The sequence below is a fragment of the Aneurinibacillus migulanus genome (assembly GCF_001274715.1).
Classification (GTDB): domain Bacteria; phylum Bacillota; class Bacilli; order Aneurinibacillales; family Aneurinibacillaceae; genus Aneurinibacillus; species Aneurinibacillus migulanus.
The window spans coordinates 2,406,205-2,421,931 of sequence record NZ_LGUG01000004.1 but is presented as its reverse complement, the minus strand read 5'-3'; the positions used below and the strand labels follow the sequence as shown (position 1 = coordinate 2,421,931).

Here is a 15,727-nt window from a genome sequence, read left to right as displayed (position 1 = left end):
TAATAAACGATGATGCAGTTCTTATGTATTGTATTGATGTTCAGTATCATTGTCGGCTTTTCGTATTTTGCGTACAGAGATGAACAAAAGAGAAGAATGGTCTACGTCACTGATGAGATGCTGAAAAAACCGCTAACCGATCAGACGGTCAAACACTATATCGAATTTCTCGAAACGGAACCGGAGCGCAATAATGCGTGCTATTGGCATTCACTGCATCGGGCGTACGAGCACATTATGAAGGCTAAGACCGTAGACCCGCGCCTAAAAAAAGAGTTAAAGAAAACATTGAGAAATCAAGTTATCGTATAAAGCACGTGAATTGGGGATCTACTGCCCTTTAGACCGGGATAAAAAGCAAAGACGCATTTTTCGCTTTTGTCTTCTATTGTAACACACCACAAAACCCGGAATCAGCCGCCACGGCTGCTCCGGGTTTTTCTCTGTCCATTTGGCTCCTTCTCACCTTCTCCAAATATAAAGACAAGGCCATATAGAGTACTGAGAAAAATTAAAAAGTCTGGAGCCGACCCCATTTTTCCGGTCAGCTTCCAGACTCTCTACTTTCTTATTGTATGCTTACCAAAACATCTCTATTTATGTGCAGTCTGTGTATCGTGCAAATGATTCCAATACGGGGCAAGCGCGTGCCGACTCTTTTGCACCGCCTGTATGGCCTCTTCCATCAGCGGACGCTCCGGAATTGAATGCGGATCTTGGAAATCAACTTCACAATCCATAAGCCCTTCGATTACACCAAGCGTAGCAATTGGAAGATATGGAAGACTATAGCCACCCTCCTGCAATACAACGACACGCCCATCACACACCCGCTCTGCCAGCTCGCGCAGCGTTCGTGCCATATAACGGAAGCCGGGACGCATGACCATCATGCGTGATAGCGGATCCATTCCATTCGGATCTTGTCCGGCTGAGATAAGCACCAGCTCTGGACGATATTCTTCGAGTACAGGAAGTACGACTTGTTCGAATGCATGCCGATATCCCGCTTCTCCTGTGGCGGACGGCAATGGAACATTCACAGTATAGCCTTCACCTTTCCCTGCACCCGTCTCCGTAACATCGCCCGTATCCGACGGAAAATTTTGCGCTTCATGCAATGAAATAAAGAGAACACTGTCATCCTCATAAAAAATATCCTGCGTGCCATTGCCGTGATGCACATCCCAGTCGATAATCGCTACCCTGCTCAACCCATACTTGGCCTGCGCATAACGCGCCGCCACCGCCACGTTATTATATAAGCAAAATCCCATCGCCTGGTCGCTAGAAGCATGGTGTCCCGGAGGACGGATTAATGCATATGCCTGTGTCAGACCTGATTCTTCACCCATCGCGATATCTACAGCCTTTATCGCGCCGCCTGCCGACAAACGCGCAACCTCCTCCGATACCGGGCAGCCATACGCTTCCGGTCCGAATACACGCAGGCCTTTTGCGGCTGTATCACGAATATGTGCAAGATGGCGTTCTGTATGTACACGAAGCAAATCTTCATCACGTGCAGGCTCAGGGATAACCGAGTGCATCTGCTGGAGTAGACCGCTTTTCTCTAGCATTTCTTTAATATAACGGACACGGTGATGATTCTCGAACTCAAGTCCAACATTCATTGTGCCTCCATCTGGAAACGAGTATACCTGCGTACCTGTATCATGTTTCACGTAATCTTCATGAAAAATAAATCCAGTTGGTTTCATATCATCTCTCCTCCTCAGACCTTATTGCTTTTTTTACTGTTATGAAATATTCTGATTTGCTCCTCCTGTTCGCTCTTCTGCCTCATCAAAGTGAAGCTGTGGCGGCTGCTGACGAAATCCTTTTGTTAAAAATAGTAAATATACAATCCCTGCGGCAACCCAGATACCACCGAGGGTCAGTGAATGCTTGTCCAGATTACTCCAAAGCCACATGTTGAAGCCTGCACCGATGAGCGGCAACAACAAATAAAGCACGGAACCGCCAGGACTGCGCCGCCGTTCACGAATGTAATAATGAAAAATCACCGATACATTAACAAATGTAAAGGCAACCAGGGCACCAAAGTTAACGAAAGAAGCGGCTGTCACCAAATCCATCACAAGCGCTGAAAGAGAAAACACGCCTATCAGCAGCACGTTATTCAACGGGGTACGAAAACGCGGATGAATATAGCTAAACACCCGGGAAGGCAATACGTTCTCCCTTCCCATTGCAAACAGCAGACGAGCAGCGCTCGCTTGCGATGACAATCCAGACGCTACACATGCAGTAATCATGCCTGCAAGAAATAAGGAAGCAAACAGGGAACCCCCGATATATTCGGCAATCTCAAAGGCTGCGGAATCGACTACTTTAAATGAGTTGAAGTCCGGATATACGAGCTGCGTAATATAGGAAACAACCGTGAACAGTAATCCGCCGATGAGCGCGATAAGAAAAATCGCCCTCGGTACGTTTTTCTTCGGTTCTACGGTTTCCTCGGACAGCGTCGTCACCGCATCGAACCCGAGAAACGATAGGCAAAGAATCGATGCACCAGCCAATACGAACGAATACGATACATCGGGATTGTAGAATGGAAGCGCAGAAAATAAAGTGCCCATTCCCATGCCATTCTCCAGACCCCGGATCGCCAGCGATACGAAAATGATCGTAACGAGGAGCTGAAACAAAATCAAAACCGCATTCACCCGGGCCGCCAGCCTAATCCCAAATACGTTGACACCTGTAATCACCATGATAAACAGGAGCGTCCATCCCCAGGCCGGTATAACCGGGAATGCAGCAGCCAAAAATGCACCAGCCAGCAAAAAGTTAATCATCGGTAAAAACAAATAATCCATTAACACCGACCAGCCCACCACAAATCCCAGATGCGGACTGATCGTCTTCTGGGTGTATGTATACGCTGAACCAGCTGAAGGATAGATTTTAACCATTCTGCCATAGCTATATGCGGTGAATAGCATCGCAATAAGTGCCATCACATAGGCGGCTGGTACCGCACCATGCGTCGTCTGGGCAGCTACTCCAAACGTCGAGAACACGGTCATTGGAGCCATGTATGCAAGTCCGAGTATAACGAGCGGCAGCAGTGTTAGTGTCCGAGTAAATCCTTGATTCATTCCTGCTTGTTCCTGAGGGTGTTTTTTAGCTTCTTTCAACATGGCAATCCCCCTGATTTTGGTAGTGTCCCTTTTCATTTGTAAAAAGAAGCAATATTCATACCAAAACATTAATTTATATTATTTATTCTATTCGAATTATTTATTCCCTACTGTTTTAACGTTAGCTAACTTAACATAAATTTGCATTCTATCCTTATTTTTATGTAAAACAGCATAATCCATGCTAAATTGCATAAAATGCATGTGCCATTGTTTTACTGATTTACATATGGAAAGCAAAATCGCTGACTACATCTACTATTGCGAATATAAGAAATCAACTAGTTTTTTTGATGAAGAATTGGTACAATGCGTTTCGTACTTCTTGATGCAAAAACAAATATAATTGTCAAGATGTAGCAACTTTTCGCAGCACATCCTGCATACTATCTTTATTTCGATTCACTTGACATACCTGGGTTGAGAAGAAGGAGCATCTATATGAATCATTTAACAAAAAAAGAAATCATTCTGATAAGCATTATGCTGTTTTCGATGTTTTTCGGAGCCGGAAACTTAATTTTCCCTCCGTTTCTCGGACAATCAGCCGGGAACAACCTGTGGCTCTCGCTCGCCGGTTTCATTCTCTCAGCCGCAGGCTTGCCCATTCTCGGCGTTATGGCGGTTGCTAAAGCGGGTGGATTCCAGGCTTTGGCCGGACGTGTACATCCGTCATTCGCATTTCTGTTTCCGTTTCTCATTTATCTCTCCATTGGACCGGGTCTGGCTATTCCGCGCGCAGGCAGCTTAGCATATGAGATGGGGGCCTTGCCTTTTCTATCTACGGACCTCAAGGGAAGTCCTCTGGCATTGGCTATATATACCCTTGCCTTTTTCGGTGTTGTATTCTGGCTTAGCCTATCGCCATCTAAGCTGGTCGATCGGTTCAGCAAGCTATTGACGCCATTTTTGCTTGCGATGATCGCCGTTATTTTCATCAAAAGCCTCTTCACACCAATGAATACACTACAAGCGCCAGAAGGCAACTATGGACCCAATCCAACCTTTCAAGGATTTCTCGATGGCTATTTGACAATGGATGCGCTTGCGGCACTTGCTTTCGGCATCGTTATCGCCAATACGTTGAAAGCCAAAGGGGTTCACGAGGAAAAGTCTCTGTCCATCTATATGATGTATGCAGGTCTAGGTGCGGGCCTATTGCTGTCACTTATTTATCTCGCACTCGGCTATCTCGGTGCTGTGACTCCACATGCCGCTGATACGGAAAATGGTGCGCAAATTCTGACGCTTCTAATGAACCATCTTTTCGGTGCAGGAGGAACCATCCTGCTCGGCTTGCTGTTTACGCTCGCCTGTCTGTGCGTATCTATTGGGCTTGTCATCTCATGCAGCCAGTTTTTCAATACAGCTCTGCCCTGGCTTTCATACAAAGAATGGGCAACTGTCCTAACCGTTTGGAGCATGGTCATCGCTAACCTGGGTCTTACGCAAATTCTTAAAGTGTCTGTACCGGTTCTTGGTATTCTCTATCCAATAGCTATCATTTTGATTATCCTAGCCCTTGCCCACCGGTATATAGCGGCAGCCCCAACCGTTTATACGATTACAGTTGTGCTTGTCGGTCTGTTTAGCCTGATCGATACGGCAAACACTGTATTCTTTGCTGGCAAATGGTCTAGTGTCCTATCGGGTCTGCCTCTGTACAACGAGGGATTGGGCTGGATTACACCTGCTATTGTTGGTATTTTGGCAGGAAATGTGTTTGATAAAATCAGACATACATGGAATACACATACAGAAAAAGATGTAGCATAAAGAAAAACTCGCTCGGGCTTTTTCGCCCGCCATGCCATACGCTCCATGGGGAATTGTCCATATAAAGGAGAATCGATTGATAAGAAAATAAAATCTATTGATTAATCTTATAATCTCTACTATACTAAAAACGTTGTTTACAAATTAAATATACACAATCCTCATCATCAACGATGAGGTAGAGGTCGCGGTCGTTATAAGTACGGTGCAGGAGGCAAGAAGAATGCCTGAGAATTCACCGGAAAGGAACCACCGCCGAAGCCTTCGCGCATTCTTCGGCGTGCAGGCTGGGTCCGTTTTCGAATAGGAACGGAACTGTCACGTTTGCTATCCTGGCAAACGTGGTGTGCTATCTTCATGGAAGGTATGATGCGGGTGATTAAGGATACCGCCGCTATTTCCCAGGGCGGTATTTTTTATTCTCACTCCCCCTTCCGATGCATATTCATGTCATCTATATAGAAGGAGTGTTTCTACGTGCAAGATACCGTACCACAACAAACAACTGCCGATCACACGCAAGCAAATTCCGGTACACCAAAAGAACAATTGCGACGCGGTCTGAAAGCGCGTCATCTAACCATGATTGCTCTCGGCGGCTCCATTGGAACTGGACTGTTCCTTGCGAGTGGCAGCGCCATTCATACAGCTGGTCCAGGCGGCGCACTCGTTGCATATATCGCAATCGGCATCATGGTCTACTTTCTCATGACCAGTCTTGGCGAACTAGCAACATTTATGCCGGTATCCGGCTCTTTCAGTACGTATGCATCCCGCTTCGTTGATCCGGCGCTTGGCTTTGCGCTTGGCTGGAATTACTGGTACAACTGGGCGATTACGATTGCAGCGGAACTGGCAGCCGGTACGCTGCTGGTGAAATTCTGGCTTCCGAACAGCTCCTCTTTTCTTTGGAGTGCTCTGTTCCTTGTGCTGATGTTCGGGTTAAATTATCTTTCTGTCAAAAGCTATGGAGAATCGGAATACTGGTTCGCACTTATTAAAGTGGCAACAGTTATTATCTTTATCATCATTGGCTTATTAATGATTTTCGGCATTATGGGAGGCGAAGCGGTTGGTTTTACGAACTTCACCGCAGGCGACGCACCGTTCCATGGCGGATTTATGGCCATTCTCGGCATCTTCATGGCAGCTGGTTTTTCCTTTCAGGGAACGGAACTTCTGGGTGTTGCGGCTGGTGAGAGCGACAATCCAAAAGAGAATGTGCCGAAAGCCATTCGGCAGGTATTCTGGCGCATTCTGCTGTTTTATGTATTGGCTATTTTTATTCTCGGACTTCTGCTTCCGTATACGCATCCAAGCCTGGTGAACAGCGATATTGAAACAATCGCCAAAAGCCCGTTCACAATTGTATTCGAGAAAGCCGGTCTGGCATTTGCAGCGTCTGTAATGAATGCTGTTATCCTAACGGCAGTGCTGTCTGCTGGTAACTCCGGCATGTATGCCTCTACCCGGATTCTCTGGGTATTGGCGAAAGAAGGCAAAGCACCAAAAGTGTTCGGCAAGCTAAACCGCCGCGGTGTTCCGGTATATGCGCTGCTTGCGACAACAGCTGTCGGCATGGCTGCTTTTCTCGCCTCTTTCTTTGGCGATGGCGTTGTATATACATGGCTATTAAATGCGTCCGGCATGTCTGGCTTTATCGCCTGGCTTGGCATTGCCGTCAGCCATTATCGCTTCCGTAAGGCATATATCGCCCAGGGCCATGACTTGCGTGATTTGCCGTACCGAGCCAAATGGTTCCCGTTCGGACCGATTTTTGCATTTGTACTTTGTATTATCGTTATTCTGGGGCAAAACTACACGGCGTTCATGGGTGACAGTATCGATTGGAACGGTGTGCTTATCTCTTATATTGGCCTTCCGCTCTTCCTGATACTGTGGCTCGGATATAAAGGAGCGAAAAAAACGAAGGTTATCCCGCTTCAAGAATGTAACTTCAACAGCGCTGAGGATGAGCAGAGCAACAACCGATCGGTTTAGTAATCTCAACATACAATGTTATGATAAAGAAACCCGCGTGAACGATGACGTTCATGCGGGTTTTTTCGCTAGAGAAAAGAATGTTATTCCGGTTGTTTTTCATAGAAGGAAATATTCGAAAAAGCAGTACCTTGTGCCGTTTTCCCGGTTTGCGTAATGATCATCGACCGCCCATCTTCCAAAAGTTCACGACGTGCATGCAGAATAACTTCCCCACCCTTCAACGAGGTCGTATCCAGCGTTCGCTCATTCGCAAATACTGCAGAGACGGTATCGGCAATCGAAGGATCGTGATACGGATACTCCTGTCCGTCCGGAATGAAATAGTTCGTCATCGTAAAAGTCTGTCCATCGGACGATTTCCACTCGATTGCAATTTCAAGCCGCTCATCTTCCTGTTTAATGCGATATTCAGCCCGCTGCGCCGGCGCACCGAATTCGTACCACGATTTTTCCGGACGCAGAGACCATCTGCCACAGAACCTCTCGCTCACTTCTGTATACCCTTTGCTGGTTTCCATTCGATATTCTCCTCCTCCGTTTGTTTACTGCTATATCGTTGTATATAACGTACTCACAACGAGCAACTGAAGTGCGTTTTTAATTGACCAAATATTTAAAATAATATACCATCATTTTACTACATTTTCCTGCTTCTTCTCAATGGTAGAAATAAGAAAAAGGCATCCCTTGTTATAAGGAATGCCTCTCGATTTCTTGCTTCTGTCTTACTTTATCCACATTTAACGAACAGTAAGGCCTCCACTGACTTTATATTTGTTCATCAATGAGCCTGTACAGTGCCTGTGTACCTTTATTTTCCTCACCTTTTTCTGCCAACTCATCATACAACGATTTTGTCAGCTTCAATCCCGGCGTCATCATTCCCATCTCTTCTGCTGCTTCCAACGCAATCCCCATGTCCTTGATGAAGTGCTTAATGTAAAATCCGGGTGCAAAATCACCTTTTAGCATCCGCGGAGCCAGATTGCTCAGCGACCAACTACCCGCAGCACCCGTAGAGATACTTTTCAGTACATTCTCAGGGTCTAGACCTGCCCGTTTAGCATATACCATCGCCTCACATACGCCGATCATACCGGATGCAATCGCAATTTGGTTGCACATCTTCGTATGTTGACCGGCTCCTGCTGAACCTTGATACACAATATTTGCACCCATTTTCTCTAAAATCGGCTGAACTGCTTCAAATGCTGTTTCGTCTCCGCCGACCATAATCGCAAGCCGCGCTTCACGTGCGCCGATATCACCGCCAGACACCGGAGCATCCAGCGTATGAATATTTTTTTGCTTAGCTGCTTCGTAAATTTTCTTTGCAAGCATCGGACTTGATGTCGTCATGTCAATGACATAAGCACCTTCTTTGGCGTGCGCTAAAATACCGCCTTCTCCCAAATAAGTCTCTTCTACGTCTTTCGGATAACCAACCATTGTAATGATTACATCCGCCTTAGAGGACAGCTCTGCTACAGTATCATTCCAGACTGCGCCAGCTGCAATGAGTTCCTCCGCTTTTGCTTTTGTGCGATTGTACACATGAACAGGATAACCTGCTGTCAGTAGGTGTCCAGCCATGCTTTTTCCCATAACGCCGGTACCGATAAATCCGATTGTAGATTTTGTGACTGCTGTCATCATTCCACCCCTATACTATGTTTGCTGTTACGTCTGTCCCTTCTATTATATAAGAAAATTTAGAAATGGAAAAAGATATATCTGATTACATAAAAAAGCAAGCCAACATCAAATTGGCTTGCTGATTTGTTTATTTTTTCCGTAACAAAGCGTCTACAGAATATAAACTACTCCCATTGATAGCAAGATGGACAGCTATCGCCAACAATGCCAGGTCGAGTTCATATCCAGCCATTTGACCATTGCCTGTGAATCCAACAGCGCTTTTCACTGTAATAATAGCTCCTGCCAAAACAAGTATAAATAAAAATGATACGATACGAGTGCCAAGGCCCAAAATCACTGCAATGCCACCTACGGTTTCGATTGTCGCTACAATGTAAGCCAGAAATCCTGGAAGTCCGATGCTTTCAAACCATCCTGCTATATTGCCTATTCCACTTTGAAATTTGTCCAAACCATGAATCAAAAAAGTAATCCCTATTACAAGTCGTAAAATCAATGTTCCTATCTCAGACTGCTTCGTCATTCTTTACTATCTCCCTTATCTGCTTTATGAGTACGTTATTTTCAATCGTGTGTTTGCTCATCAACCAAACACAATCGCATCAAGCGCGTATGAACCAGGTCCAATTAAAGCTACACCAATCGCTACCGCAATCAGAATCGCATTGTATTCAAATCCGCTTTCTGTTGCCCAGTAGCCGTTTTTTCCGTGAACAGTAAAAATGGCTACAAGCATGGTAACAACGATAAGCAAAGCCCCAACCGGCGTCAAGAATCCGGCTGCAAATAGAAGGCCACCTACCAATTCGCCTGCGCCGGCCAGAAAGGCCATCAATACACCCGGTTTTACGCCAATGGATTCCAACCAACCTGCAGTTCCTTTTAACCCATGACCACCAAACCAACCAAACAATTTTTGTGCACCATGCCCCACAAAAGTCAGACCAATCACTAAACGGATTATCAAAAGTCCTACACTCATTTTGTTCCCTCCTTATCAACTTTTTGTCTATAACTAACTTTATGTAAGAATAATAAACTTTATAACTTACTTTTGTCAAGTAACTATCTATAAAATTATTAAGATATAAAAAGTAATTAATATCTCTATATAATCTGCATATAAAATTACATTTGTATTATCAAGGGTGTTATATTACTTAGCATGCGTAAAATCGTAGTGAACAACACAGCAAAAGCCCGGTCATTGACCGGGCTTGATAAGCTATCTGTAACTATACGCTGTTTTTCAATTGAGAAGACGGTACGTGGAATGGGTCTAAAGAAGATTCTTGAAGGTGCTCAGGATACCCATACACTCCGTGTTCGCTAATATCTAAACCAAGAATCTCTTCTTCTTCTGATACTCGTATACCGATAGTCGCCTTCAAGCTGGCGATCACAATATACGTAGCAACAGCCACATAAACAAAACAAGCCAAGACCCCTATCGCCTGAACACCTAACTGATGAAAACCGCCTCCATATATCAAACCTTCCCTGCCAACACCCACTGTTTCCACCAGGCGGGGAGAAGCAAAAAATCCGTTAGCCAACGTTCCCCAAACGCCGGCCATTCCATGTACGGAGGCAGCATAAATCGGATCATCAATGCCTTTGCGTTCAAGGTAAATAGCCGTAAAGTACGTAAGCACGCCAGCAATTGCTCCAATCAATACGGCAGCCCATATCTCGACAAATGCGCAGGAAGCAGTAATCGCAACCAAGCCAGCGAGCGTACCATTCAACATAGAGGTAATGTCCGCCTTGCCGCTATAAATCCAGGAAGCGAGAAGTGCGAATACCGCGGCAGCTGCCGTAGCCAACTGTGTTGTAATCGCAACGTGGCTGAATAAACCGGTCCCTACAGTTAATGTGCTTCCGGCATTGAATCCAAACCAGCCGACCCATAGAACAAATACGCCAAGCACAGTATATACCTGGTTATGACCAGGTATGAGATTGGGCTTCCCATTAGCATTAAACTTGCCCAGCCGCGGCTTTAACATCATCGTTGCGATAAAAGCCGCCGTAGCACCCGTCAAATGCACCACCGTAGAACCTGCGAAATCCTGCTTTCCGTGTTCTGCAAGCCATCCTCCGCCCCAAATCCAATGGCCGATAACTGGATAAATAAGTGCTATAAATAAAATACTAAAGATTAAATATACCGATAGCTTTGCACGTTCGGCAAATCCTCCGAAAGCAACTGCCAAGGATACACCTGCAAACGCGAGCTGGAATAGGAAGAAAAGTTCAACCGGGACGCCACCTACTTCATTTATCCCGTTTAGCAGAAATCCGGAAAGACCCGCAAACGCATTGCCCTCACCGAATGTAACACCAAATCCAACTGCCCAAAAGACAAGAGAACATAGTCCAAAGGCTAAAATTGTTTTCCCAGCTACATGCCCGGCATTTTTCATTCGGGTAGACCCAGCCTCAAGCAAAGCGAATCCGGGCTGCATGAAAATAACCAAAATCGCCGAGATGATAATCCATAAATAATCTGTTGATTTGGCAACCTGCTCAACACTCTCCGCCGCCCATGCACTTTGCGGTATGAGGCATAATACGATAAGAACCAGCAACCCCCATCTCTTCATCTTTCCACCCCTTTGAACAATAATCATAACGCTGTTGTTATGTGTTTATAGTGTACTCGTTTTATTGTTCAATTTCGGGGTTTATGTCAGGTTATTTAACATGTTTTTTCTTGATACCGATTATACATTCATTTCGTAGGCAGGTATTTTGGGCGAAAAAAACAGGAGTTAGTATCCATTTTATTAATGGAACTCCCTGTCTTACATTCCTTCTTTCAACCTGTGTTTTGGGCATATTCTCCTCTTTATATGGAACGTTTTGACATAAATCATACAGCAGAAATATAAAGATAAGATGGATACGACCTTTCATTAGAAAAAGCCCGGATATATCGGTCATTTACAACCGCCTTCCGGACTTTTATACGCTACATAACATCATATTTTATTACCCTGATTAACGGGTTGAGTTTGTGTAAGCAAGTTATATTGTTTCATCGTCAATTTTATTTTTTTCCCACGCACATACAGGAACACAACGTGTTCTTCTTTCATTATGGTGCCTCCTTTAAGCATTCATGTTCCTTCTTTTATTATCGGATGCTTTTTTTAAGATCGTTCGAAAAAAAGGTAAACATTGTGTAAATTTTTACAAAACGTTGTTCATGCGTACCCATATTAATAAAAGGAGCGGAGAAACAATATGTATATCTTGTCCTTTACAGAAGCACAAAATCACGAAAAATCCATCGGCTCAAAAGCAAAGAACTTATCCATTTTATTAAACCATCAATTGCCTGTTCCGAATGGATTTGTCGTTACGATGGAGGCTTTCTTGCGTTGTCTAGAATACAATCAGCTGAACATGTCACATATACAGAAATTTGCACAAATCCTCCCTACTATGGAAATTCCGAAGGATATTCAAAACATCTTGTACCAGAAGTTCGAAGAGCTGTTGTCAACCTATCATTCTGTTGCCGTACGCTCCTCATCTGCTGCGGAAGACTTGTCGGGAGCTTCTTTTGCCGGGCAGTATGACACATTTCTGAATATAACAACGTCCCAGGACCTTGAGGATAAGGTACGGGCTTGCTGGGCCTCTATGTTTACTCCACATGTGATGCAATATATGAGTAAAATGAATCTGCCTGTCACCGAACTTTCAATGGGAGTTATCGTTCAGGGGCTCATTCACTCTGACGTCTCAGGCGTATTATTCAGCGCGAATCCGATTACACATAATCCAGAGCAGGTTGTCATTAATGCAAGCTATGGACTGGGAGAAGCTATCGTATCCGGCATCGTCACTCCCGACCTGTTTATCGTAGATAAAACCACCCGAGGCATTCAAAAAGAAGCAGGGGCAAAGGAAGTGAAAATCATCGCCAGCCAAACCGGCGTACAAACACTGGAAACATCCGTAGAAGAACAAAGAAGCCTCTGCCTGAGCGAACCTCAAATCCACCATCTGGCTGATATGTCCAGCACCGTCGAAAAGCTGTATGACACTCCCGTAGATATAGAATTCGGTATCGAGCAGGGGCAAATCTACCTGTTACAGGTTAGGCCTGTGACAACGATTCTCTCAAAATTTCAACAATCTATCATACTAACGGAAGCTGATAAACAAAGAAGGCCGTTCTGGATTCATGATGACAGTCATTTTCCTGGAGCCAAAACACCTTTATTCGCTTCTTTTATGATCCCCGCCTTTAATTATGGAATGAACAAAGCTGTCAACGAATTCGACTTTTTCGCTTCCGATATCGAATTAAAATGCGAGGATTATTACTTTTATCAAACAATGACTGTTCATACGGAAAATATGGCGGAACGTGCAAAAAGACAACAGGAGAAAATGGCTCTCTTATTTCCACATCTAAAACAAAACTTGTATCAGGCTGTGGAAAAAATCCTACTGCCCAACTACGCTATATTTGATGAAGCCAGGAAAAACGAATTGTCACCAAAAGAAGCAGAAAACAAATTGAAACAGCTGCTCGCCTTTTACAAGAAAGCCTGGGAAATTCATTTTCAGATTGTCATACCGGCGGAGATGCTCAATGCTCTATTGGGGAATATTTATGAGCAACTCATTGGAAAAAGCGATCCCCTTTTCATTCACGAACAATTGGTCGGGGTCATGAACAAAACATTGGAGACAGACAGAGAGCTATGGAAATTAGCCAAAACAGTAAAGAACAGTTCAATATTATCCGCCGCTTTTGCTAGGTATAAAGCAAAGCATTTAGAAGAAGAGCTCGCTTGTAGCACGGAAGGTCGTCAATTCCTGCAATCTTTACATGATATGCTGTCGATATATGGATACCGCAAAGCGGATGTACATGAATTCATAGGTACGACCTGGATTGAAAATCCAGCTCTCGTTCTAGCTCATATTCAAGTATTGATTGAATCAGGATACGATTTTGAAGAAGAGTTTCAACAAAAAGCAGCCCAAAGACAGCAGAGCTATGAATCTTTTATTCATGGACTTGACGATAGTAAAGCAAAGCGCCAATTCATGAAGTTATATGAGTATGCATTGGAGGGGGCCTGCGTTCGTGATGATCATCATTTTTACATTGATGCAATGCTCACCGCAAAAACGAGGCTGTTTCTGCTTCATGTCGGGACATTACTGGTTCGGCAGGCCGTACTGAAAGATGCAGAAGATATTTTTTATTTATATTATGATGAAGTACTGAAGGCACTACAACATCCGATTCCTCTTCTCGGCATAATCGAAGAACGAAAACGAGAGTATGATGAAAGCCGCAACAAAACGGTTCCTTCCCATTATGGAAAGATTCCAAAAGAATACATGGAGAACCCAATAATAAAAGGCATGTTCGGAAGTATGGAAACAGAAGTTACAGATACAGAGAGAACCACCTTTAGAGGCTTTGCCGCCGCAAAAGGAACATATACAGGCACTGTTAAGGTTATTCATCGACAAGAAGACTTTTCCAAATTGCAGAAAGGGGACGTTCTTGTATGCCGGACTACTACGCCTGCCTGGACAATATTATTCTCATCTGCCGGCGCGGTGATTACTGATTCGGGAGGCATCCTGTCCCACTCCGGAATCATTGCAAGAGAATATAGAATTCCAGCGGTAGTCGGAACAAAGATAGCGACTACAACATTACAAGACGGTGATATCGTCATGGTGAATGGAACGGACGGGACGGTGAAAATCGTTGAGTCGGAATAAAGAATACATCCTTATTCTTTCTTTGTTAATGGGAACGATCCTTGTTCCCATTAACTCCACGATGATTGCGGTAGGGCTGTCGTCGATTTCGGATTTTTTTAACGAAAGCATCGCAAGCATCTCCTGGATTGTCACCATTTATTTAATCGTCATGGCTGTCACACAGCCAATTGCGGGAAAACTTGGCGACATCTATGGCAATCGCCGAATGTACATCTGGGGCATCTCCTTATTTCTACTTGCTTCTGTTGGCTGTGCATTCTCACCAAATGTGCTCTTACTTATTGTCTTTCGGTCTTTGCAAGCGATAGGTGGAGCTTTGCTTACACCTAATTCCATGGCAATTGTACGGCATACAGTAGAAAAGGGGCGTCTCGCCAAAGTGCTAGGTCTGTTGGGCATGGGAATGGGATTAGGGGCAGCGCTCGGTCCGTTAATCGGTTCAGTCCTGATCGACTCATTTGGCTGGCAATCCATATTTTGGGTTAATGTCCCATTTTTGCTGTTCGCTTTTCTTAGCGCTATTTTTATCATTCCGAACGTTGATACTACAAATCCAGTACCCCTTGATATTCCGGGAGCTATTTATTTAGCGATCAGCTTTACTCTTTTTATTTTACTTACGCATCCGCACCGACCTATCACCTACTTTATGATGGGAGCTTGTCTTCTTACCTTTAGCTATTTATTCGTTCGTAGAGAGAAGCGTGCTCCTGCGCCGTTAATCCATTTTGGCTTATTTCATAATCGAACCTTTACGAGTGCTAATCTATCCATCCTGCTCAGCAATTTTACGATGTATGCCATATTGCTAATGATGCCTTTACTAATGACCTCTCAGTTCCAATTGTCTACATCACAAAGCGGGCTGATTTTATCATGCTTTTCCATCTCGATGTCAGTAGCGGGATGGATAGGCGGACATATAACCAGTAAATTCGGGAGCCGCAAAATCATTAGCCTCTCCTTTGCTTGCATGACAGGAGCCAATCTTTTATTTTTCTTCCTAAGCGACGTACGCTCGATCAGCTATCTTGTTCTTACGCTTCTCTGGGGCGGATTAGCCATTGGTATTGGAACACCAGGCATGCAGACATCGTCCCTTGAATCGGTCGATAAAAGTATGGCGGGCATCGCATCCGGAATTTTTTCCACATTCCGCTATTTTGGAAGTATGGTCGCCTCTACGTTGGTAGGGCTTGTCCTCAATTCACATATTTTATTTATGGCATTGCTTTTAGCAAGTGTTCTGGGCATTATCACGGCACAGGGGATCGGGCGAAGAGCGTCAGTAACACCAGTGTCGAACACAAGATAATATCTTTCCTGCTCTGTATCTATATAAATTACAC

General features: G+C 44.5%; 12 protein-coding genes and 1 riboswitch. Of the genes, 5 read left to right on the top strand and 7 right to left on the bottom strand.

Features of this window, described 5'->3' with window-relative positions; all coding sequences use genetic code 11:
• The first annotated feature begins 9 nt into the window (after window positions 1-9).
• Window positions 10-312, top strand: coding sequence for a hypothetical protein (locus tag AF333_RS13560; RefSeq protein ID WP_021623801.1), 303 nt, complete (start codon window positions 10-12; stop codon window positions 310-312).
• Window positions 313-593: 281 nt separating this feature from the next.
• On the opposite strand, the gene AF333_RS13555 is transcribed toward AF333_RS13560, so the two are convergent.
• Window positions 594-1,721, bottom strand: a complete 1,128-nt coding sequence (locus AF333_RS13555) for a class II histone deacetylase (protein ID WP_043064034.1) — start codon at window positions 1,719-1,721, stop codon at window positions 594-596.
• 39 nt (window positions 1,722-1,760) lie between these two features.
• Window positions 1,761-3,170: an APC family permease gene (locus AF333_RS13550; protein ID WP_235356574.1), complete on the bottom strand. Its 1,410-nt coding sequence runs from the start codon at window positions 3,168-3,170 to the stop codon at window positions 1,761-1,763.
• A 441-nt stretch (window positions 3,171-3,611) separates the two neighbouring features.
• On the opposite strand from AF333_RS13550, the gene brnQ reads away from it, so the two are divergent.
• Window positions 3,612-4,946: a branched-chain amino acid transport system II carrier protein gene (gene brnQ / locus AF333_RS13545; protein ID WP_043064033.1), complete on the top strand. Its 1,335-nt coding sequence runs from the start codon at window positions 3,612-3,614 to the stop codon at window positions 4,944-4,946.
• Window positions 4,947-5,117: 171 nt separating this feature from the next.
• A riboswitch (Lysine riboswitch) is annotated at window positions 5,118-5,306 on the top strand.
• Between the two features lie 117 nt (window positions 5,307-5,423).
• Window positions 5,424-6,947 carry an amino acid permease gene (locus AF333_RS13540; RefSeq protein WP_043064032.1) on the top strand — a complete coding sequence of 508 codons (1,524 nt, stop codon included), beginning with the start codon at window positions 5,424-5,426 and terminating at the stop codon, window positions 6,945-6,947.
• An 83-nt stretch (window positions 6,948-7,030) separates the two neighbouring features.
• Here AF333_RS13540 and AF333_RS13535 read toward each other — a convergent pair whose 3' ends face one another.
• The 5 genes from AF333_RS13535 to AF333_RS13515 form a co-directional block, all read right to left on the bottom strand.
• Window positions 7,031-7,468 carry a hypothetical protein gene (locus AF333_RS13535; protein ID WP_052811716.1) on the bottom strand — a complete coding sequence of 146 codons (438 nt, stop codon included), beginning with the start codon at window positions 7,466-7,468 and terminating at the stop codon, window positions 7,031-7,033.
• Window positions 7,469-7,718: 250 nt separating this feature from the next.
• A complete protein-coding gene (locus AF333_RS13530) occupies window positions 7,719-8,603 on the bottom strand; it encodes an NAD(P)-dependent oxidoreductase (RefSeq protein WP_139188849.1) in 885 nt (294 codons plus the stop codon).
• A gap of 130 nt (window positions 8,604-8,733) precedes the next feature.
• The gene (locus AF333_RS13525; RefSeq protein ID WP_043064030.1) at window positions 8,734-9,132 is read right to left on the bottom strand and encodes a DoxX family protein; all 399 of its coding nucleotides are present in this window, start codon (window positions 9,130-9,132) and stop codon (window positions 8,734-8,736) included.
• Between the two features lie 60 nt (window positions 9,133-9,192).
• The gene (locus tag AF333_RS13520) at window positions 9,193-9,591 is read right to left on the bottom strand and encodes a DoxX family protein (RefSeq protein ID WP_043064029.1); all 399 of its coding nucleotides are present in this window, start codon (window positions 9,589-9,591) and stop codon (window positions 9,193-9,195) included.
• A 253-nt stretch (window positions 9,592-9,844) separates the two neighbouring features.
• Window positions 9,845-11,215, bottom strand: coding sequence for an ammonium transporter (locus AF333_RS13515; protein WP_080787569.1), 1,371 nt, complete (start codon window positions 11,213-11,215; stop codon window positions 9,845-9,847).
• 643 nt (window positions 11,216-11,858) lie between these two features.
• Here AF333_RS13515 and AF333_RS13505 point away from each other — a divergent pair.
• Both AF333_RS13505 and AF333_RS13500 read left to right on the top strand, forming a co-directional pair.
• Entirely contained in the window at window positions 11,859-14,375 is a 2,517-nt protein-coding gene (locus AF333_RS13505) for a PEP/pyruvate-binding domain-containing protein (RefSeq protein ID WP_043064027.1), read from the top strand.
• Entirely contained in the window at window positions 14,362-15,693 is a 1,332-nt protein-coding gene (locus AF333_RS13500) for an MFS transporter (RefSeq protein ID WP_043064026.1), read from the top strand. Before AF333_RS13505 ends, AF333_RS13500 begins: the two co-directional genes overlap by 14 nt.
• The last annotated feature ends 34 nt before the right edge of the window (window positions 15,694-15,727 follow it).

Excerpts from the sequence above, each read along its gene's own strand:
- AF333_RS13520 (WP_043064029.1), bottom strand. The coding sequence starts at position 9,591 with ATGAGTGTAGGACTTTTGATAATCCGTTTAGTGATTGGTCTGACTTTT.
- AF333_RS13530 (WP_139188849.1), bottom strand. The coding sequence starts at position 8,603 with ATGACAGCAGTCACAAAATCTACAATCGGATTTATCGGTACCGGCGTT.
- AF333_RS13555 (WP_043064034.1), bottom strand. The coding sequence starts at position 1,721 with ATGAAACCAACTGGATTTATTTTTCATGAAGATTACGTGAAACATGAT.
- AF333_RS13560 (WP_021623801.1), top strand. The coding sequence starts at position 10 with ATGATGCAGTTCTTATGTATTGTATTGATGTTCAGTATCATTGTCGGC.
- AF333_RS13535 (WP_052811716.1), bottom strand. The coding sequence starts at position 7,468 with ATGGAAACCAGCAAAGGGTATACAGAAGTGAGCGAGAGGTTCTGTGGC.
- AF333_RS13505 (WP_043064027.1), top strand. The coding sequence starts at position 11,859 with ATGTATATCTTGTCCTTTACAGAAGCACAAAATCACGAAAAATCCATC.
- AF333_RS13515 (WP_080787569.1), bottom strand. The coding sequence starts at position 11,215 with ATGAAGAGATGGGGGTTGCTGGTTCTTATCGTATTATGCCTCATACCG.
- brnQ (WP_043064033.1), top strand. The coding sequence starts at position 3,612 with ATGAATCATTTAACAAAAAAAGAAATCATTCTGATAAGCATTATGCTG.
- AF333_RS13525 (WP_043064030.1), bottom strand. The coding sequence starts at position 9,132 with ATGACGAAGCAGTCTGAGATAGGAACATTGATTTTACGACTTGTAATA.
- AF333_RS13550 (WP_235356574.1), bottom strand. The coding sequence starts at position 3,170 with ATGTTGAAAGAAGCTAAAAAACACCCTCAGGAACAAGCAGGAATGAAT.